The sequence below is a fragment of the Nocardia sp. MH4 genome (assembly GCF_019266065.1).
In the GTDB taxonomy this organism is placed as follows: domain Bacteria; phylum Actinomycetota; class Actinomycetes; order Mycobacteriales; family Mycobacteriaceae; genus Nocardia; species Nocardia canadensis.
Map to the genome: position 1 here is coordinate 26,408 of NZ_LPNR01000078.1, position 18,731 is coordinate 45,138.

The 18,731-nt window shown below is 70.8% G+C and carries 18 protein-coding genes and 1 riboswitch; of the genes, 11 read left to right on the forward strand and 7 right to left on the reverse strand.

From position 1 onward, the window contains the following. Positions 1-9 precede the first annotated feature (9 nt). The 5 genes from ATM97_RS08125 (at position 10) to ATM97_RS08145 (ending at position 6,545) form a co-directional block, all read left to right on the forward strand. Positions 10-465: a hypothetical protein gene (locus tag ATM97_RS08125; protein ID WP_218717333.1), complete on the forward strand. Its 456-nt coding sequence runs from the start codon at positions 10-12 to the stop codon at positions 463-465. A gap of 66 nt (positions 466-531) precedes the next feature. Next, positions 532-4,140, forward strand: coding sequence for an error-prone DNA polymerase (locus ATM97_RS08130; protein WP_218717334.1), 3,609 nt, complete (start codon positions 532-534; stop codon positions 4,138-4,140). 78 nt (positions 4,141-4,218) lie between these two features. Continuing rightward, a complete protein-coding gene (locus ATM97_RS08135) occupies positions 4,219-5,217 on the forward strand; it encodes a M48 family metalloprotease (protein ID WP_218717335.1) in 999 nt (332 codons plus the stop codon). Positions 5,218-5,404: 187 nt separating this feature from the next. Continuing rightward, a complete protein-coding gene (locus ATM97_RS08140; RefSeq protein WP_218717336.1) occupies positions 5,405-6,358 on the forward strand; it encodes a DUF4349 domain-containing protein in 954 nt (317 codons plus the stop codon). Next, entirely contained in the window at positions 6,318-6,545 is a 228-nt protein-coding gene (locus tag ATM97_RS08145) for a DUF167 domain-containing protein (RefSeq protein WP_218717337.1), read from the forward strand. Before ATM97_RS08140 ends, ATM97_RS08145 begins: the two co-directional genes overlap by 41 nt. A gap of 9 nt (positions 6,546-6,554) precedes the next feature. On the opposite strand, the gene ATM97_RS08150 is transcribed toward ATM97_RS08145, so the two are convergent. Together ATM97_RS08150 and ATM97_RS08155 are read right to left on the reverse strand one after the other, a co-directional pair. After that, entirely contained in the window at positions 6,555-6,962 is a 408-nt protein-coding gene (locus tag ATM97_RS08150; RefSeq protein WP_218717338.1) for a type II toxin-antitoxin system VapC family toxin, read from the reverse strand. A 70-nt stretch (positions 6,963-7,032) separates the two neighbouring features. After that, positions 7,033-7,497 carry a tRNA (cytidine(34)-2'-O)-methyltransferase gene (locus ATM97_RS08155; RefSeq protein ID WP_218717339.1) on the reverse strand — a complete coding sequence of 155 codons (465 nt, stop codon included), beginning with the start codon at positions 7,495-7,497 and terminating at the stop codon, positions 7,033-7,035. Between the two features lie 99 nt (positions 7,498-7,596). Here ATM97_RS08155 and ATM97_RS08160 point away from each other — a divergent pair, with 99 nt between their 5' ends. Next, on the forward strand, positions 7,597-7,923 hold the full coding sequence (locus tag ATM97_RS08160) for a DUF3017 domain-containing protein (protein ID WP_308248410.1): 327 nt from the start codon (positions 7,597-7,599) through the stop codon (positions 7,921-7,923). Here ATM97_RS08160 and ATM97_RS08165 read toward each other — a convergent pair. Next, on the reverse strand, positions 7,916-8,557 hold the full coding sequence (locus tag ATM97_RS08165; protein ID WP_218717340.1) for a nitroreductase family protein: 642 nt from the start codon (positions 8,555-8,557) through the stop codon (positions 7,916-7,918). The two genes, ATM97_RS08160 and ATM97_RS08165, sit on opposite strands and share 8 nt — an antisense overlap. 69 nt (positions 8,558-8,626) lie before the next feature. Between ATM97_RS08165 and ATM97_RS08170 the strand changes: the two genes are divergently transcribed. Continuing rightward, positions 8,627-9,004 carry a helix-turn-helix domain-containing protein gene (locus ATM97_RS08170; RefSeq protein ID WP_308248411.1) on the forward strand — a complete coding sequence of 126 codons (378 nt, stop codon included), beginning with the start codon at positions 8,627-8,629 and terminating at the stop codon, positions 9,002-9,004. 13 nt (positions 9,005-9,017) lie between these two features. On the opposite strand, the gene ATM97_RS08175 is transcribed toward ATM97_RS08170, so the two are convergent. Continuing rightward, positions 9,018-9,974 carry an oxygenase MpaB family protein gene (locus ATM97_RS08175; RefSeq protein WP_218717341.1) on the reverse strand — a complete coding sequence of 319 codons (957 nt, stop codon included), beginning with the start codon at positions 9,972-9,974 and terminating at the stop codon, positions 9,018-9,020. Positions 9,975-10,125: 151 nt separating this feature from the next. Here ATM97_RS08175 and ATM97_RS08180 point away from each other — a divergent pair, with 151 nt between their 5' ends. Beyond that, on the forward strand, positions 10,126-10,770 hold the full coding sequence (locus ATM97_RS08180) for a TetR/AcrR family transcriptional regulator (protein WP_218717342.1): 645 nt from the start codon (positions 10,126-10,128) through the stop codon (positions 10,768-10,770). 13 nt (positions 10,771-10,783) lie between these two features. On the opposite strand, the gene ATM97_RS08185 is transcribed toward ATM97_RS08180, so the two are convergent. The 3 genes from ATM97_RS08185 to ATM97_RS08195 all read right to left on the reverse strand — a co-directional run bounded on the left by ATM97_RS08185 (position 10,784) and on the right by ATM97_RS08195 (position 14,240). Next, complete coding sequence (locus tag ATM97_RS08185; protein ID WP_218717343.1) at positions 10,784-11,932, reverse strand: homoserine O-acetyltransferase; 1,149 nt, start codon at positions 11,930-11,932, stop codon at positions 10,784-10,786. After that, positions 11,929-13,245 (reverse strand): bifunctional o-acetylhomoserine/o-acetylserine sulfhydrylase, encoded by a 1,317-nt coding sequence (locus ATM97_RS08190; protein WP_218717344.1) that lies wholly within the window; start codon positions 13,243-13,245, stop codon positions 11,929-11,931. Before ATM97_RS08190 ends, ATM97_RS08185 begins: the two co-directional genes overlap by 4 nt. A gap of 80 nt (positions 13,246-13,325) precedes the next feature. Beyond that, positions 13,326-13,436, reverse strand: a riboswitch (SAM riboswitch). 63 nt (positions 13,437-13,499) lie between these two features. Continuing rightward, positions 13,500-14,240, reverse strand: coding sequence for a TetR family transcriptional regulator (locus ATM97_RS08195; RefSeq protein ID WP_218717345.1), 741 nt, complete (start codon positions 14,238-14,240; stop codon positions 13,500-13,502). A gap of 207 nt (positions 14,241-14,447) precedes the next feature. Here ATM97_RS08195 and ATM97_RS08200 point away from each other — a divergent pair, with 207 nt between their 5' ends. The 3 genes from ATM97_RS08200 to ATM97_RS34265 all read left to right on the forward strand — a co-directional run. Next, positions 14,448-15,869, forward strand: coding sequence for an MFS transporter (locus ATM97_RS08200; protein ID WP_308248412.1), 1,422 nt, complete (start codon positions 14,448-14,450; stop codon positions 15,867-15,869). Positions 15,870-16,001: 132 nt separating this feature from the next. Further along, entirely contained in the window at positions 16,002-16,685 is a 684-nt protein-coding gene (locus ATM97_RS08205) for a hypothetical protein (RefSeq protein ID WP_218717347.1), read from the forward strand. 57 nt (positions 16,686-16,742) lie between these two features. Next, the coding region (locus ATM97_RS34265) for a BTAD domain-containing putative transcriptional regulator (protein WP_308248413.1) at positions 16,743-18,731 on the forward strand (1,989 nt) is incomplete at its 3' end.

An 18,731-nucleotide genomic window follows, 5' to 3' on the forward strand; every position in this document is an offset into this window, starting at 1 on the left:
CTGGGCCACATGGCGGACGATCGGATGGCGGATATCTATGCCGCGGTGCGGCTCGGCGGTGGCGACCCGGAGGCGGCGCGCGCGGCGCTGACCAGGCTCTGGGACGAGGTAGGGGAAGGCGGCGACCCGTTGCATCGCTGCGTGATCGCGCATCACCTGGCGGATGTGCAGGAGTTGCCGGAGGGCGCGCTGCTCTGGGATCAGCGGGCGCTGGCCGCGGTGTTCGGGCCGGGCGTTCCGCTGGACGAGGGACTGCGCGGATTCTTGCCCTCGCTGTATCTGAATCTGGCCGACAGTCACCGTCGCGTCGGTGATTTCGACATGGCGCGGATGCAGCTGACCATCGCGCGCGGGCACCTGGACGTGCTCGCCAACGATGCCTACGGCGCGGTGATCCGGTCGGGTCTGGGGCATGTGGAGGCCGCGCTGGAGTCGCAATCGATGGAGCGTTTGCCCGCGAGTTGAGGGGTCGGGCAACCGCGATCGAGTGGGAGGTGCGGGTGATGCGGGGGCCGTGAGAGGAGTGGGCGCGTGGGCTGGAGCAACGGTCCGCCGACCTGGTCGGAACTGGAACGGGTGCTGTCGGGCAGGCCGTCCCGCCGTCCGGCCGAGGAGATGCATCCCGGCGACGGCGGTGACAGCCCGGCCTGGTCGCGCAAACGCGGTGCGTACGAGGCGAACTCGATCGCCAGGCCCACCGTGTCGACGGTGCCCTTCGCCGAGCTGCACGCCCATTCCGCCTACAGCTTCCTCGACGGCGCGAGTCAGCCGGAGGAACTGGTGGAGGAGGCGGTGCGCCTGGGGCTCGAGGCGCTCGCGCTCACCGATCACAACGGGTTCTACGGGACCGTCCGGTTCGCCGAGGCGGCCAGAGAATGGGGAATGCCAACGGTTTTCGGTGCCGAACTGTCACTGGGAACCGATGCGGAGGCGGCGCCTGGCCGAGGGGATGCGGTCAGGCGCCGTTCTGTTCCCCGGGGCGGGCTGCGGCCGATCGGTGATCCCCGGGGTGCGGTCGGCGGCCACGCCGACGCCCCGGACGCGCTGCCGCGCACGGGGACTCCCGACCCGAACGGGCCGCACCTGCTGGTGCTGGCGCGCGGGCAGGAAGGGTATCGCCTGCTGTCGCGGCAGATGTCGGCGGCGCACATGGCAGCCGGGGAGAAGGGCGTCCTGCGCTACGACCTCGACACGCTCACCGCCGCCGCTGCGGGTCACTGGCACATTCTGACCGGGTGCCGGAAGGGGCATCTGCGTCTGGCCATGGAACAGGACCTGCGCGCGGGCGACACCCGGCTGCCGAAAGCCGACGCGGCGCTGCGTGAGCTGATCGAACGTTTCGGCGCCGACCGGGTGAGCGTCGAACTCACCCACCACGGCATCGCCACCGACGACGAGCGCAACGAGTACCTGGTCGCGCTCGCCGACCGCCTCGGACTGCCGGTCCTGGCGTCCACCGGCGCGCACTTCGCCTCGCCCGCCCAGCGTCGCCGAGCCATGGCGCTGGCCGCGATCCGGTCCAGGAGCAGCCTGGACGCGATGGCGGGCTGGCTCCCGTCCACCGGCGGCGCGCATCTGCGCTCCGGCGCGGAGATGGCCGCGCTGTTCGCCGAGTACCCGCACGCGGTGGCCAACGCGGCGGAACTGGCGCGCGAGTGCGCCTTCGACCTGCGCCTGATCGCCCCGAAACTGCCGCCGTTCGAGGTCCCCGCCGGGCACGACGAGGATTCGTGGCTGCGCGAGCTGAGCTATCGCGGCGCGGCCGAGCGCTATGGTCCGCCGGAGCGGAATCCGAAGGCGTACGCGCAGATCGAGCACGAGCTCGCGGTGATCAAGAAGATGACCTTCCCCGGGTACTTCCTGGTGGTGCACGACATCGTCGACTTCTGCAAGCGCAGCGACATCCTGTGCCAGGGCCGGGGCTCGGCCGCCAACTCCGCGGTCTGCTACGCCATCGGCATCACCAATGTCGACCCGGTGCGCAACGAGCTGCTGTTCGAACGCTTCCTGTCCACCGAACGCGACGGCCCGCCCGACATCGACGTCGACATCGAGTCCGATCGGCGCGAGGAGGCCATCCAGCACGTCTACGCCAAGTACGGCCGCGACTACGCCGCCCAGGTGGCCAACGTCATCACCTATCGCGGCAAGTCCTCGGTGCGCGATGCCGCACGGGCGCTGGGCTTCTCGCCGGGGCAGCAGGACGCCTGGAGCAAACAGGTGAGCCGCTGGTCGGGGGTGTCGGCGGAGCAGGGCACCGATATCCCGGCACCGGTGCTCGAGCTCGCCGGCGAGCTCGACGGCCTGCCCCGGCATCTGGGCATCCACTCCGGCGGCATGGTGATCTGCGATCGGCCGATCGCCGACGTGTGCCCGGTGGAGTGGGCGCGGATGGCGGGGCGCAGCGTCTTGCAGTGGGACAAGGACGACTGCGCCGCCGTCGGCCTGGTGAAGTTCGACCTGCTCGGCCTCGGCATGCTCTCGGCGCTGCACTACATGATCGACCTGGTGCGTGAGCACAAGGGCGAGAAGGTCGAACTGCACGCGCTCGATCTCGCCGAACCCGCCGTCTACGAGATGTTGCAGCGCGCCGACTCGATCGGGGTGTTCCAGGTGGAGTCGCGCGCGCAGATGGCGACGCTGCCCCGGCTGAAGCCGCGCACCTTCTACGACCTGGTGGTGGAGGTGGCGCTGATCCGGCCCGGTCCCATCCAGGGCGGGTCGGTGCACCCGTACATCCGCAGGCGCAACAAGCTGGAGAAGGTCGTCTACGACCATCCGGCGCTGGAGAATTCGCTCGAACGCACGCTGGGCGTCCCGCTGTTCCAGGAGCAGCTGATGCAGATGGCGGTCGACGTCGCCGGGTTCACCCCCGCCGAAGCCGACCAGCTGCGCCGCGCGATGGGCTCCAAGCGCTCACCGGAGAAGATGGAACGGCTCAAGGACCGTCTCTACCAGGGCATGCGCGACCTGCACGGCATCACCGGCGCCGTCGCCGACCGGATCTACGAGAAGCTCTACGCCTTCGCCAATTTCGGCTTCCCGGAGAGTCATTCGCAGAGCTTCGCCTCGATCGTGTTCTATTCGTCCTGGTTCAAGCTGCATCATCCGGCCGCGTTCTGCGCCGGACTGCTGCGCGCCCAGCCGATGGGCTTCTACTCCCCGCAGTCGCTGGTCGCCGACGCCCGCCGCCACGGTGTGCTGGTGCACGGGCCCGACATCAACGCCAGCCTGGCCGAGGCCACCCTGGAGAACGTGGGCACCGAGATCCGGCTCGGCCTGTCCGGCGTCCGCCACATCGGCACCGATCTCGCCGAGCGGATCGTCGCCGAGCGCACCGAGGCGGGCCCGTTCACGTCGATGCTCGACCTCACCGGACGCGTGGAACTGACTGTCGCCCAGGCGGAGTCACTGGCCACCGCGGGGGCGCTGGACCGCCTGGTCGATGCGGTGCCCGGGTCCGGCGAGCAGCGACTTCGCGGTGCCGCGACCGGGACGAGTCGAGCCGCCGCGCGCGCGGTCGACGATGTCACGCCGGTGGATCGAGCGGGTGCGACGGTGCGTGTACCGGCGGAGTCGGCCGATCGGGCGGACGAACGCCCGGTTACCGGGCGCGGCAGCAGCGTGCGCCGGGCCGCGCTGTGGGCCGCGGGTGCCGCGGCGGGCGAGCGTCCGCACCTGCTGCCCGGTACCGGACCGGCGACCGTCGCCCCGTCCCTGCCCGGCATGAGCGCACTCGAACTCGCCGCCGCCGACGTCTGGTCCAGCGGCATCTCGCCCGGCAGCTATCCCACCGAATTCCTGCGCGCGCACCTGAACTCGCTCGGTGTCGTCCCGGCCGCCGACCTGTTGCTCGTCGAAGACGGCACCCGCATCCTGGTCGCGGGCGCGGTCACCCACCGGCAGCGTCCAGCCACCGCGGCGGGCGTCACCTTCCTCAACCTGGAAGATGAGACCGGCATGGTCAATGTCGTCTGCTCGGTGGGTCTGTGGGCCCGCTACCGCCGGCTGGCCCAGAACGCGACCGCACTGCTGATCCGCGGCCGCGTCCAGAACGCCGAGGGCGCGGCCAGTGTCCTGGCCGACCACCTCGAACACCTCGACCTCACCATCGCCGCCCGCTCCCGCGACTTCCGTTGAACCACTGCCGAATCGATGCCGGACATCCGGGAATCGCTGCGGTATCAAGGAAGTGGAGCATCGAATCGTGGGGGCCGCATGTCGCACTCCGAACTGAACGCACTGTCGGTGACCTACCGGCAGGGCTACCACTGGGCCGTGGTGGATCTGCTGGCGTCGCTGCCATCGATCGTGCTGAGCGGTTGGCTGCTGGTGGGAATCGCGGCGCTGTCGGCGAACTGGGTCGCGGTGCTGGTCGCCGTGCTGTGGGTGGCGTCGGGCCCGGTGATGCTGGGCTGGCGCCGGCTCCTGCTGGGGGCGATGGCGCTGTCGTCGGAACGGGACCTGCCGGACGAACACGACCGGGTGAACCGCGCGTGGGCGCGGGTCGCCGAGGCCGCCGGTGTGCCCGCCGCCACGACCACGGTGTGGGTCATGCGTTCCGAGGCCGTCAACGGAGCCGTCAACGCCAGCGGCTATGTCAGTGTCACCCGCGCTGCCGTCGAGGCTTTCACCGAGCGGCAGCTCGAAGCGCTGATCGCCCACGAACTCGGGCATCGCCTGCAGGGCACCGCCACCTGGCGGTCGGTGATCCGGTGGTATCGGTGGCCATTCGAGTGGCTGGTACGCGCTGTTTTCGCGCCGGCGGACCGGTTGATGGTTCCGTTGCACCCGCGCCTGTTGCGATTCTCGAACCGCGTGATCGCCGCCCTGCGCTATTCCGCTCTCGGTGTGGCCGCCGCGACCACGCTGCTCGCGGCCCCGGCCGTCCTGGCCTACGGCACCGCCGCCTGCCTGCTCTTCGCGGCACTCGCACTGCTGCTCGGCCCCTGGGGTTCCGCACTCGCCCTGGCTCTGGCCGCTCTCCAGCCGCTGATCCGGCCCCGGCTGTCGCAGCGCCTCGAATTCCTGGCCGACCGCGTTGTCGTCGACCTCGGCTACCTCGACGACTTCCGCCACGTCCTGCGACTCGTGTACGACCGTTCGACGTTTCCCGGCTCCGCCTACCTCACCGAGGTCCCCACCCTGCTCGCCACCCACCCCCGCCTCGACGACCGCCTCGCCGAACTCGACCGCTACGCCCACCGAACTCACTGACCTGCGACTGCGGTGATCTCGCCGAGCTGGACCAGCTCGTGCACCGCGATCTCGCCGCGGCCCAGCTCATCCGGGCCGAGTACGAGGGCCTTCGGCTCGACCTCGCCGACGCGTTCCGCGTCCTGCCCGCCGACGTGTAGATCCGCGGGTGGGCCCGCTCGGGCCGCTCGCGCATTACGCTGCGATCATGCGCAAGCTTGCGGTGGTGATGGTCGGGGTGCTCGGGCTGGTATTGCTGGCCGGGTGTGGGAACGACGTGAGCGAGAGTCCGGCCGATCACGCGTCCTCGCCGACGATCTCGGGCCCCGCCGCGGCGGTGGCGCCGGGGTATCGGGAGGGGGCGCCGGCGAAAGAGAGTCCGGCGCCACCGGATTCGGACCGCAAAGAGGTGATCACCGGGTCGGTCGATGTCACCTCGGGTGATCCGATCGGCGCGGCGGCGCAGGTCACCGAGCAGGTGCGTGTGCTCGGTGGGCGGATCGACAGCCGCACCGAACAGCCGGGTACCGACGACCGCGCGCCGCGCGCCGTGCTCAGCGTGCGGGTGCCCGCGGACAAGACCGATGCCTTCATCACCGGGCTCGACGGGGTCGGCACCGTCACCAGGGTGAGCACCAATCGCGACGACGTCACCATGCAGTGGCAGGACCTCGACGCCCGGATCAGCGCCCTGCGCGCCTCGGTCGACCGGTTGCGCGCGCTCATGGCGGGCGCGACCAACACCGCCGACCTGATCGCTGCCGAGGAGGCGCTGGCCAGCAGGCAGGGCGAACTCGACAGTCTCACCGCGCAGAAGCGTTCCCTCGACGACCAGGTCGCGCTGTCCACGCTCACCCTCACCTTCACCGCCGACGACAAGGACGCCCCCGGCGATCCGGACAACTTCTGGGACGGCATCGTCGCCGGGTGGAACTCGCTGATCGACTGGCTCCACGACGCCGTCGTCTTCGCGGGCAAGGCGGTGCCGTGGCTCGGCTTCCTCGCCGTCCTCGGCGGGGTGATCTGGCTGGTGCTGCGGACCGCGCTGCGCCGTCGCCGCCCCGCGCCGCCCGTCGCGAAAACCCCTGCGGCCGCGCAGACACCCGAGGAGGAACCGACCGATGCCGACCGTACGGGCGACGATCAAACCGAACAGCCGTAAAGGCCCACTGGTCGAAGTCGCCGACGACGGCACCCTCACCCTCTACGTCCGCGCCCCGGCCGTCGAGGGCAAGGCCAACAAGGCCGCTATCGAACTCCTCGCCGACCACTTCGGCGTCGCCAAATCGGCGGTGCGCTTGACCGGCGGCGCCACCTCCCGCTTCAAGCGTTTCGACATCGACGACTGACGCCGGAGCTCAGTCGATGACTTCGACCCGGCACGGCAATCCGGGTGTTCTGCTGAGCCGCGCGTCGCTGGTGAGCGGTGGAACATCGAGTCGTGCCGCCAGCGCGGCATAGAGGCCGTCGTAGAAGGTGATCGTGTGACGGAGCAGCCAGTCCTGCTCGCTGAGCCATCCCTGGTTGGCATAGCGCCGATCGACCATCGTCGCCAGCATGCGCAGGCCGATCGTGGCGGTATCGGGGTCGATCAGGCCCTTGCGCTCATGGCGGCGCAGCACAGTACCGACTTCGGCATCGATGAGATGTGGCGCGTGGCAGGTGCTGGCCTCGATCAGCCGTCCGACGGCGGTCCCGACGGCGTCCTTGCGCAGCAACGCGGTCGAGGCGGCCGAGGCGTCGAGCACGTACTCCTCACTCGCCACGGGCGTCGTCCAGCGCGCTCAGGATCGATTCGCGATCGGCTCCCTCGCTCGTGTCGCGCTCGAGCGACTGCTATACGGCGCCGGGGAAGCCGAGTTGGCGCCAGGCCTCGTAGACCGCGACCGCCGCGGCGTTGGACAGGTTCATCGAGCGGCGGCCGGGCAGCATCGGGATGCGGACCTGGTCGGTGATGTGCGGGTCGGTGAGGACCTCGGCGGGCAGGCCGGTCGGTTCGGTGCCGAACAGCAGGGCGTCGTTGTCGCGGTAGGCGACCTCGGTGAAGCGGGTGGTCGCCTGGGTGGTGAACGCGAACACCCGGTCCGGCGCGATGGCCGCCCACGCCGTGGCCAGGTCGGGATGCACCGTCACCACCGCGAGGTCGTGATAGTCCAGCCCGGCCCGGCGCAGTTTCGACTCCGAGAGGTCGAAGCCGAGCGGCTCGATCAGATGCAGCGCGCAACCGGTCCCCGCGGCCAGCCGGATCGCGTTGCCGGTGTTGGGCGGGATCACGGGGTTGTGAAAGATCAGGTGCAGCACAGCGCATCACTCTGTCATGCCGGGCTCGCGCGCCCGGTTCGCCCCACCGATCGGGCGCGGGCCGCCCGCCGCGCGGCCGCGTCTGGAACAATCGGGGCCGTGAACAAGGCGGAGACGACCGGGAAGCATCGGGTCGTGCGGTTGAGCGCGGGGGAGCAGTACCTGCGCAGTCACCTGCCGATGACCGTGGTGAGCGCGCTGATCCTGGTCGCGATCGTGTTCGTCGCCTGGGATCGGTGGCGGCGCGGCGCGATCATCTTCGGCAGCGCGGCCCTGGTGGCCGCCGCCTTCCGGCTGTGCCTGCCGACGGTGCAGGTCGGCCTGCTCGCCGTCCGCAGCCGTCCGTTCGACGTGGCCACCCTGACCGCGCTCGGCAGCGCCATCGTCTTCCTCGCCGCCACCATCAACACCCTGGGCGTCAGCTGAGATAGCGCTCGGTGAACACCGCGCGCTCCCGCGGCCTGCGGCCGGGGTGCGGCGGCGTGCCCGCGCCGTAGCCGACGGCGACCATGACCGCGATCGCGGTCTCGGCGTCGGCGTCGATGCCGATCGCCTGCTTGACCAGCGCTTCGTCCCAACCGTTCATCGGCGCGGAGTCGAGTCCGAGCCCGGTCGCGGCGAGCATCACGTAGGTGGCCGCGATCATCGCGTTCTTCACGGCGTTCTCGCGCAGCAGCCCGCGCTCGCGCATCGAGTGATAGTCGGCGCGCGAGTCGAACTTCGCCAGGAACTGCTCGTTCCACGCCCCGTTGCGCGTCGCCTGCTCGGCGATATCGGCGTTGGCACCGGTCCAGGCCGTCGGATCGGCGACGAACACCAGCACCGCGGGCGCCTCCAGCGGCTGCGGCTGACCGAACGCCGCCGCCGAGAGCGCCTTGCGGCCCGCTTCGCTGGTGACGACGACGATCGAGCGGTCCTGCATGTTCCAGGCGCTCGGCGCCTGCACGGCCAGCTCGAGCAGTTCGTCGAGCAGTGCGGGATCGAGCGGCTCGGGCCGGTAGTGGCGGACGGTGCGACGGGTGCGGATGGCCTCGGTGACCGAAAGTGTCTGTGTGTTCATGATTCCTACTATCGAAGAGTCACTCTCCATTGGGAAGTAGGCACCTTTTTGTGCGTTAGACTCGGTGAGGTGCGCACGATTCACGAGGCCACCGGCCTGCCCGCCGACGTCTACTCGGCCAAATGTCCCACCCGCGAGGTCCTCGACCACATCGCAGGCAAGTGGACGGTGCTGATCGTGGACGCCCTCGCCGAGGGCACCCTGCGCTACACCGATCTGCGCAGACGCATCGACGGCATCTCCCAGAAGATGCTCACCCAGACCCTGCGTCAGCTCGAGCACGACGGATTCGTCGCGCGCACGGTGTATCCCACGGTGCCGCCGCGAGTCGAGTACACGCTCACCGATCTCGGCCACAGCCTGCGCGAGCCGATCGCGGCACTGCGGGAATGGGTCGAGACGAACATCAATCGCATCGAGAAGGCCAGGCACGCGACGGCGCCATGATCGGTCGACGCGATCAGGCGGACTCGACGACCCGCTGTTCCCACAGGCTGCGGGTGCCGGTGTTGCCGTAGCGCTCACGGGCTTCGGCGGGGCTGATCGTCGACCGGGTGCGCGGCGGGGCGGCGGCGGCGTGCGCGGCCAGGATCTGTCCGGTCGTCTTCGCGACGAACGGGCTGGCCAGGATCAGTCCGCGGTTGTCGCGGCGCGCGGTGGCCCACACGAGCGCCTTCCACGGGAGCCGCGCCGACGCGTCGACGATGCCCGGCCGATCGAACCGGCCGAGCTCGCGCATCCAGGTGGGTAGCGTCGCGATCGTCGCCAGCGACAGCACGCGGCCACCGACGGCGAACGTCATGCCCTTGCTCGCCGACGGCCACAGCAGGAAGTGCATGGCCCGCACGGCCCGCTCGCTGACGCACAATTGCGGCCGGACCCGCGCGAAGTAGGCGCGCACCTCGTCACGATTGCGCGGCACATCCGCGGGCTTGCAGGTCTGGAGTTCGGCGGCGATCACGCACTCGGCCCAGTATCGGTCCTCTTCGGCCGGACTCAGCGGGCCGGGGCCGAACATCTCGTAGGCCTTGAGGACCGAATGCCAACCGGTGACGTGGATCCACAGCTGGGAGTCGGGGCTGTTGGCGCTGTAGCGCTTGCCGCTGATCGGTTCGATGCCGGTCATCGGCGCGTGCACCTTCATCAGGTGCTCGGCGGCCTGGATGGCGGTGCGGCCGTCGCCGAGCGCGACCAGCAGGAAGTAGGACAGCGTGTGGTCCAGGCGGGTGGCGGGATTGTCGTAGATCCCGTGCGAATCGGCCACCGCGGCGGTGAGGAAGGGGTCGAAGTGCTCGAGCGTGACCGCGCGCTGGAACCCGATCAGCGCGGTCGGTGCCGCCCACACCTTCCAGGTGGGGGAGTCCGGGCCGAAGAAGCCGTAGTCGTCGCGACGCAGAGTCGACGCATCGAATGTCATTGCACCTGCTCCTTTGCAGTTGCCGAGGAAGCCCTCGCAAATGAATACAACACCACCGTAGCAATCGCTCGAAACGAATACAACGGTTGCGTAGGATTGGTGCCGGGAGCCCGGTACCGGGGTATCGTCCAGGCGACGACAGGAGGAGCGCGTGACCGCGACGCAGGACCGACCACCGCGGCGCCGCTATGCCCCGCGCCTGCCACCGGACGAACGCCGCGCCCAGCTCCTCGACGCCGCGTTCACCGTGCTCGAGCGCAGGGAACTGCACGAACTGAGCATGGAGGCCGTCGCGCAGGAGGCCGGCGTCGGCAAGCCGGTGCTCTACACCGTGTTCAAGACCCGTGCCGACCTCGTCGAAGCGCTGCTGGAACGCGAACGTGAACGCGGTCTGGAGCAGATCGCCGACACACTGCCGGAGAGCCTGGTCGACACCGAGCCGCTCGCCGCCGCCTCGGCGACCGTCGAGGCGTTCGTCGGTGTGGCACTGGCGAATCCGACCCGCTGGCGGCTGATCCTGGCGACCCCGGCGAGCGCGCCGGACGAGTATCGCGCGGCGTTGACGGCGGCCAGGGCGGAGATCCTGGCCCGCGCGGAAGCCCTTGTCCGCGTGGGCATCGCGATGTCACCGCGCTGGGCGGCGATGGACGCGGCACTGCTCGCGAACTCGACCCTCACGGTCGCCGAGATGCTCGGCAGGCTCGCGGTCAGCGAACCCGAGGAGTATCCGCGCGAACGGCTGCAGGCCTATGTGCGCTCGATCATGACCCTGCTGGCCGGGACGACACGGGACTGAAAAGGCCCGGCCGTCAGCGGTTCTCGCGGGCCAGCCGCATGGTTTCGGTGAGCAGCTTGGACACCGCGGCGGCCTCGGTGAGGAAGCCGTCGTGCCCGTCGCGCGAGTGCACGATCTCGAGTCCGGCGCAGCCCGGCAGCCCCTCGGCCAGCTCGGCCTGGGTGTGCAGGGGGTAGAGCCGATCGGAATCGACGCCGCCCACCACGACCGGCACCGTCGTCGCGGCCAGCGCCGCGGCGATCCCGCCCCGGCCGCGACCGATGTCGTGGCGGTTCATGGCCTCGCTGAGCAGCACATAGGTGGCCGGATCGAAGCGCTGACACAGCTTCTCGGCCTGGTGCTCGAGGTAGCTCTGCACCGCGTAGCGCCCGCCCGTCCACGGATCCTCGTCGCCCTGGGGACGATTGGTGAAGCGGTGGTCGAGCTCGCCTTCGGTGCGGTAGGTCAGGTGCGCGATGCGCCGGGCCAGGCCCATGCCGGTCATCGGCGCGCGGCCGGTGCCGTGGTAATCGCCGCCCTGCCAGTCGGGGTCGGCCGTGATCACGGCCATCTGGGTGGTCTGGGTGCCGATCTGGTCGGCGGTGGCACGGGCGCCGACGGCCAGCACCAGCGCGGCCGCCGACCGCCCCGGCTGTCCGACGATCCACTCCAGTACCCGCATGCCACCCATCGATCCACCGACGACGGCGGCCAGCCGCTCGATCCCGAACAGATCGAGCAGCTGCGCCTCGGCGGTGACCTGGTCGCGGATGGTCAGGTCGGGAAACCGCGAACCCCACGGCGCGCCGTCGGGCGCGAGCGAGGACGGCCCGGTGCTGCCCTTGCAGCCGCCGAGCACGTTCGTCGCGATGACACACCACTCGTCGGTGTCGATCGGCGCGCCGGGGCCGACCATGCCCTCCCACCAGCCGGGCTGGGCATTGTCGGCGCTGGCGATGACGTGGGAGTCACCGGTCAGGGCGTGTTCGACGAGCACCACATTGTCGAGTGCGGGCGAGAGCTCGCCCCAGCGCTGCACCGCCAGCCGCACATCGGGGACCACGGCGCCGTTCTCCAGCGCGACGTCCCCGATGGCGACCACGCCGAGTCGCCCGTCCGGCGGTGGCAGCAGGGCCACACCGGTTGCGGGACGGGCGATCGGCGATTCGGTGCTCACAGTCACGTGTTCGCCGCCGCGAAACCGGCGCGCAGATCCGCCAGGATGTCGTCGATGCCCTCGATGCCCACGGCGAGCCGGACCAGCCCCGGGGTCACGCCGGAGGCCAGCTGCTCCTCGGGCGTCAACTGCGAGTGCGTGGTCGACGCCGGGTGGATCACGAGAGAACGCACATCACCGATGTTAGCGACATGGCTGTGGAGGCTGAGCGCGTCCACGAACTTCTTGCCCGCGTCGACGCCGCCGCGCAGCTCGAACGCGACGATCGCGCCCGCGCCCTTGGGGGCCAGCTGCTTGGCCCGCGCGTACCACGGCGAGGACTCGAGACCGGCGTAGTGCACGGCCTCGACGCCCGGCTGCTCGGCGACGAACTTCGCCACGGCCTCGGCGTTGGCGACGTGCCGCTCGACCCGCAGGCTCAGCGTCTCGATGCCCTGGGCGATGAGGAACGCGTTGAACGGCGACACCGCCGCGCCCAGGTCGCGCAGCAGCTGCACGCGCGCCTTGAGCGCGAAGGCGGGCGCGCCCAGGTCGGCGAAGACCGCGCCGTGGTAGCTGGGGTCGGGCTCGGTGAAGCCGGGGAAGCGGGCGTTGCCGTCGGCATCGCGCACGGTCCAGTCGAAGGTGCCGCCGTCGACGATCACGCCGGCCACCGCCGCACCGTGCCCGCCGAGGTACTTCGTCGCCGAGTGCACGACGATGTCGGCGCCGTGGGCCAGCGGCTGGATCAGGTACGGGGTCGCGACGGTGTTGTCGACGATCAGCGGGATGCCCGCCTTGTGCGCGATCTCGGCGATGCCGGGGATGTCGAACACGGCACTGCTCGGATTGGCGATGGTCTCGCCGTAGAACGCCTTGGTGTTGGGCCGGATGGCGGCCTGCCACTGCGCCAGGTCGTCGGGATCCTCGACGAAGGAGACCTCGATGCCGAGCTTGGGCAGCGAGTAGTGGAACAGGTTGTACGTGCCGCCGTAGAGGTGCGGGCTGGACACGATGTGGTCGCCCGCGTTGGCCAGGTTCAGGATCGCGAAGGTCTCGGCGGCCTGGCCCGAGGCCAGCAGCAGCGCCGCGACGCCACCCTCGAGCGCGGCGACGCGCTGCTCGACGGCGTCCTGGGTGGGGTTCATGATCCGGGTGTAGATGTTGCCCGGCTCGGCGAGACCGAACAGCGCGGCGGCGTGATCGGTGTCGCGGAAGGTGTAGGAGGTGGTCTGGTAGATCGGCAGCGCCCGCGCGTTGGTGGCCGCGTCGGGGGACTGGCCCGCGTGGATCTGCTTGGTCTCGAAGGACCAGTTCTCGGGCAGGGCAGAGTCGGTCATGAAAAGCTCCAGGGTTGTTCGCCGGTGTTTCGCGTCAGATGGGTTGGATCGACGGACAACAACACATGGGGGCCTCCTGCGATGCGCGCTTGCTCCCGGCCTTCGGGAGCCCGGTCATCACCCGGAGCACCCCACCGCAGCTGGAGGGTTGCCGACCAGCGAGCCGGGGCTTGGCACTGGTACTCATGACCTTGCCGACATGTTAACCGGCGATTGCGCCCGCGCGGAAACTTCCCCCGGTTTCATGCCGTGGATCACTCCGCCGCCGGTGTGCCGACCGCTGGCGTGTCGGGGTCCGGCTGGGCGCCGCAGATGCGCCGAAGCTCGTGGTAGGCGCGCAGAACGGCGTCGCGGGTGACCAGCGCGGCGGCCTCGGGGGTCGAGCTGAGCAACGCGTCCTCGACCGAGACGAGCGAGAGGTGGCACAGCATCTGCCAGGTGCCTGCCACCAGCCGGACCGAGAAGTCGTCCGGGGTCGTCGACATCCGCTCGGCCAGTCGCGCGCAGACCGCGATGTTCTTCTTCTCGGCGTACTCGAGCGCCCGCGCGTTCACGGCCTGGCTGGCGCGCATGATCCGCTGCATCTGCAGGAACTGACGCAGGAACCGCACGCCGTCGGCATCGGCCTCGGTGTCGATGACCTGCAGGTAGGCGCCACACAGCGCCTGTAGCTCGTTGTCGGTGCGCGGTTGCTCGCCCAGCGCGACGGCGACGGCGAGCCCGAAGTCGTCGATCGGGGCGAGCACGATGTCTTCCTTCATCGGGAAGTACCGGTTCACCGTGCGAGGGGAGACGTCGGCGCCCGCGGCGATCTGCTCGACGGTGGTCGCGTCGAAGCCCTGTGAGTCGCACAGGTTCAGCCCGATCTCCACGATCGCCGCCTTGGTCTGCAGCTTCTTGCGTTCGCGCAGGCCGGTCGGCGCGCGATCGGGCCCGGTAGGGGCTGCGGGTTCGGTCGTCCGGTCCGCGCTGATCGGAGTGGTCGAGTCCAGCATTCCTCCAGATTACCGCCCCACCCGATCCGTCTGTCCTCGCACGTCAAATGTCGCAGTCAGACATTTTTCTCTTGACGCCAATTGTCTCGCGGTGTCAGGATTGAGCGCGAGCCTTCGAGTGACTAGGAGTCCGCAGTGACCGGCACCGAAATAGATGCGAAACCTACTGAGATACAACAGAGTTCGACACGCTGGTGGGCGCTCGCCGTGCTCGCCTCCGCGCAGTTGATGGTGATCCTCGACGCCACCGTCGTGACGATCGCGCTCCCGTTCGCCCAGAAAGACCTCGGCATCAGCGAGGGCGACAAACAGTGGGCGCTCACCGCCTACACGCTGATCTTCGGCGGCCTGCTGCTGCTCGGCGGCCGGATGGCCGACTACCTCGGCCGCAGGCGGATCTTCCTGATCGGCCTGGTCGGCTTCGCCGCCGCATCGGCCCTGGCCGGACTCGCCCAGGACGGCTTGCAGCTGTTCCTCGGGCGCGGCTTGCAGGGCGCGTTCGCCGCGCTGCTCGCGCCCTCGGCGCTGTCGCTGCTGTCGGTGACGTTCACCGACGTGAAGGAGCGGGCCCGCGCGTTCGCGGTATTCGCCGGCATCTCGGCCGGTGGCGTCGCGTTCGGGCTGATCGTGGGCGGCGCGCTCACCGAGTACGTGTCGTGGCGCTGGACGCTGCTGATGAACACCCCGGTCGCGATCGTCGCGCTGCTCGGCGCGCTGGCGGTCATCGTGCGCGATGTGCCCGCGCCGCGCCTGGGCGGCTACGACCTGCCCGGCGCCGTCACGGTGACGGCGGGCCTGGTGGCGATCGTGTACGGATTCAGCCGGGCCGCCGAGGACGGCTGGCTGGCCGGGAGCACGCTCGGCCTGCTCGGGGTGGGCTTCGCGCTGCTGATCGCCTTCGTCGTCATCGAGGCGCGCTCGTCGAATCCGCTTCTGCCGCTGCGCATTCCGGGCGAGATCAACCGGGGCGGCGCGCTGCTGGCCGCGTTGCTGATCCCGATCGCCATGTTCGCGATGTTCCTGTTCCTGAGCTTCTACTACCAGAACACCCTCGGCTACTCGCCGCTGAAAGCGGGCGTCGCGTTCCTGCCGTTCCCGGTGGGCATCGCGGTCTCGGCCGGAGTCACCAGCGCGCTGATGCCCAAGCTCGGCCCGCGTCCGCTGATGGTCGTCGGCGCGCTGCTCGGCACCGTCGGCCTGCTGTGGCTGGCCCAGCTCGGCTACGGCGACGGTTACGCGCTGAGCGTGCTGCCCGCGCAGTTGCTGATCGCGCTCGGCATGGGCCCGCTGTTCGTCGGGATGCAGGCCGTCGCGCTGCATCAGGTCGACGCCGCGGACTCCGGTGTGGCCAGCGCGCTGCTCAACGCGGCTCAGCAGGTCGGCGGCGCGGTCGGCACCGCCCTGCTGACGACGCTGTCGGTGCAGGCCGCGAAGAACTACGCGACCGACAACCCGACCATCGACCACCTCGTCGAACGCGCCTCGATCTACAGCTACGACGTCGCGTTCTACGTCGGCGCCGGGTTCTTCCTCGCCGCCGCCGTGGTGATCGCGGTGATGATCAGGGACAAGCCGGAGAACCTGATCGAAGGCGACGAGCACGCCACCCGGGTGCCGGTCGCGGTCTGAGTTCGGAGCACCGGGCCCCGCACGCCGTTTCGGCAGGCGGGGCCCGCGTGTGTGCCGGGCGGCGGCGCGCGGGCCAGGCGATCGCAATTCGTTCGCAAGTGGGCGCCAATCGGCCGCGGTCACGCTCTGTGCATGACTATCGAGACCGCCGATGAGGCGAACAACACCGCGCTAGCGCATTCCGCCGACCGCACGTCGAGCTCCGTCCCGCCGGGGAGTCGGGATCGGGGCAGGGCAGTGGTCCTGGCCGTGGGCGCGGCCCTGTTGGCGGCGGGCAACCTCATGCATCCGCTGGAACACGCCGAGTCCTCCGAGCAGGCGGCCACCTGGGCGGCCGCGCATCTCACCTTCGCCGTCGGCGCGGTGCTGGTGGCGGTCGGGCTGCCCGCGCTGATCCGGGCCATCCGCAGGCCGGGTGACGAGCGGGCGGGCAAGATGCTCACCCTCGCGCACGGGTTGCTGTTCGCCGGGCTGGCGGTGGTGATCCCGATCGGGGCCTATCACGAGGTGTTCGTCAGCACCCATCTCGACCACCACGCCGCAACCGAGATCGCCGACGCCTCGGCCGCGGTGCTCGCGCCGCTGTCGCTGGCGTTGCTGCTCGGGTTCGTGCTGCTCGCGGTGTACGCGCTGATCCGGCCCGCCGCCGTGTTCGGCCGCTGGTCCGGCGTGCTGATCATCCTGGGCACGCTGTCGATGACGGTCGCGGCGATGCTGCCCGGGGTGCTGCCCGGCGCGGAGGGCTGGTGGATCATCCCCGGAACCGTCGCCCAGGGTGTGGCGATCGGCCTCGCGGGGGTGCGTATCGCCAGGTAGATTGACCGCATCGAAGACGAAGGACCGTACGGCGGCACGCCCGCCGTACGCATCGAAGTGCTCGGCCCGTTGCGGGTCGAGGTGGGTGGGCGGCCCGCCGATCTGGGTGGACCGCGTCAGCGCGCGCTCCTGGCCCGTCTGGTGCTCGCCGGCGGCGAGGTGGTCTCGACCGATCGCCTGATCGACGACCTGTGGGCGGGCGACCCGCCGCCGAAGGCCCTGGGTGCCCTCCAGGCCCACATCTCCTACCTGCGCCGCGCCCTCGAACCCGATCGCCCGCCCCGCGCCCCGGCCATCGTGCTGATCTCCGAGGCCCCCGGCTACGCACTGCGGCTCGACCGGTCCGCGGTCGACGCGTGGCACTTCGAACGCCTGCTCGCCGACGGCGATCGCACCGATCCGGCGCAGCGCTACGCGGCGCTCGGCGCGGCCCTGGCGTGCTGGCACGGTGAGCCCTACGCTCCCTTCGCGACGGCCCACTGGGTCGTCCCGGAAGCCACCCGCCTGCACGAACTCCGCCGCGTCGCCGTCGAACGCCGGGCCGAAGCGGCCCTGGCGCTCGGCCGGTCCGACGAGGCCCTGGCCTTGCTGCACCCCCACGTCACCGATCACCCCGACCGCGAGAACGCCGCCCGCCTCCTGGCACTGACCCACTACCGCCTGGGCCGCCAGCTCGACGCCCTGGCCACCCTCCGCCGGGTCCGCGACTACCTGGACACCGAGTACGGCGTCCGCCCCGGCCCGGCCCTCGCCGCCCTCGAAACCGCCATCCTCACCCACGCCCCGGAACTGGACCTGCCACCGACCCACTCGACCGCTGCGGCGCACCCCGCCGAGCCGATGCAGCAATCGACCGGGGCGGTGCACTTCGTCGAGCCGGTGCGGGGATCGACCGGGGCGACGCACCTAGCCGAGCCGGTGCGGGGATCGACCGGCGCGGTACGCCCGGCCGACTGGGCGCGGGGATCGACCGGCGCGGTGCACTCTGCCGACTCGGTACCGGGATCGACCGGCGCGGTACACCCTGCCGACTCGGTGCAATCATCGGCTGGACCAGCCCAGACCGATCCGGTGCAACCGTTGGCTCGACAAGCGCGGCCGGGTCCGGTGAAACCGTCGGCTGGACCTGCGCGGCCGGGTCTGGTGGATTCGTCGGCTGGACAAGCTCAGCCCGCCGGTGGTGGGGAGTCGAGAGGCTCGGCGATCGGTTCGACCGAAGCCGTGCGGTCTGCCGACGGTGGGCCGCCGGTGACCTTCGCGGAGGCGGAGCCGCTCACCGACCACCGCGTCGGACACCCGGCGCGACCTGTCGGCGACGATGCCTCGGCGACCTCGGCGACCTCGGCGACCCCGGTGAGCGCGGGTGTCGGGGGAGTGGGTGCGGCGAAGGCCGCCGGGGCCGGCGGTGGTCCGGATCGGCCCGCCCCGCGAGCGCGGTTCAGCGCGGACGCGGTCGGCTACGACGCCGAACGGGCGGCGCTGCGCGCCGAGGCGGCCGAGGTGGTGGCGCACGGGCGGGCCCGGGTGGTGTGGCTGGAAGGGGAAGCGGGAGCGGGGAAGACGACGCAGAGTGAGGCCCTGGCCCAGGTGCTGGCCGGGGACGGGTGGACCGTCGCCGGGGCCGCGTGTCCGGAGGTCGACGGTGCGCCCGCGGCGTGGGCCTGGACGCATCTGCTCGAAGGGCTCGGCGCGGAGGCGGAGCGGGAAGCCGGTCCGTTCGGCATCGCGCGGGCGGTGGCGCGGGCCTGCGCGCAGCGACTGGTCGACGGGCCCGTGCTGGTGATCCTCGAGGACGTCCATCGCGCCGACAGCGCCACCCTGCAGATCCTGCGCCAACTGGTGGCGTGGCTGGCGCATCGCCCGGTCCTGGTCCTGGTCACCGCGCGCGGTGACGAGGCCGACGCGGGCGTGCGCGCCTCGGCCGCCGCGCTGGCGGCGGTGACCGGCCGCCGCCTCGAACTGGGTGGCCTCGACACCGCGGCGGTGCGCGCCATCGCGAGTCGGGCCGGTCTGCGGGCCATCGACGACGACACCGCCGAACGCCTG

Excerpts from the sequence above, each read along its gene's own strand:
- ATM97_RS08175 (WP_218717341.1), bottom strand. The coding sequence starts at position 9,974 with ATGACATTCGATGCGTCGACTCTGCGTCGCGACGACTACGGCTTCTTC.
- ATM97_RS08140 (WP_218717336.1), top strand. The coding sequence starts at position 5,405 with ATGCGCAAGCTTGCGGTGGTGATGGTCGGGGTGCTCGGGCTGGTATTG.
- ATM97_RS08190 (WP_218717344.1), bottom strand. The coding sequence starts at position 13,245 with ATGACCGACTCTGCCCTGCCCGAGAACTGGTCCTTCGAGACCAAGCAG.
- ATM97_RS08165 (WP_218717340.1), bottom strand. The coding sequence starts at position 8,557 with ATGAACACACAGACACTTTCGGTCACCGAGGCCATCCGCACCCGTCGC.
- ATM97_RS08205 (WP_218717347.1), top strand. The coding sequence starts at position 16,002 with ATGACTATCGAGACCGCCGATGAGGCGAACAACACCGCGCTAGCGCAT.
- ATM97_RS08135 (WP_218717335.1), top strand. The coding sequence starts at position 4,219 with ATGTCGCACTCCGAACTGAACGCACTGTCGGTGACCTACCGGCAGGGC.
- ATM97_RS08195 (WP_218717345.1), bottom strand. The coding sequence starts at position 14,240 with ATGCTGGACTCGACCACTCCGATCAGCGCGGACCGGACGACCGAACCC.
- ATM97_RS08145 (WP_218717337.1), top strand. The coding sequence starts at position 6,318 with ATGCCGACCGTACGGGCGACGATCAAACCGAACAGCCGTAAAGGCCCA.
- ATM97_RS08125 (WP_218717333.1), top strand. The coding sequence starts at position 10 with ATGGCGGACGATCGGATGGCGGATATCTATGCCGCGGTGCGGCTCGGC.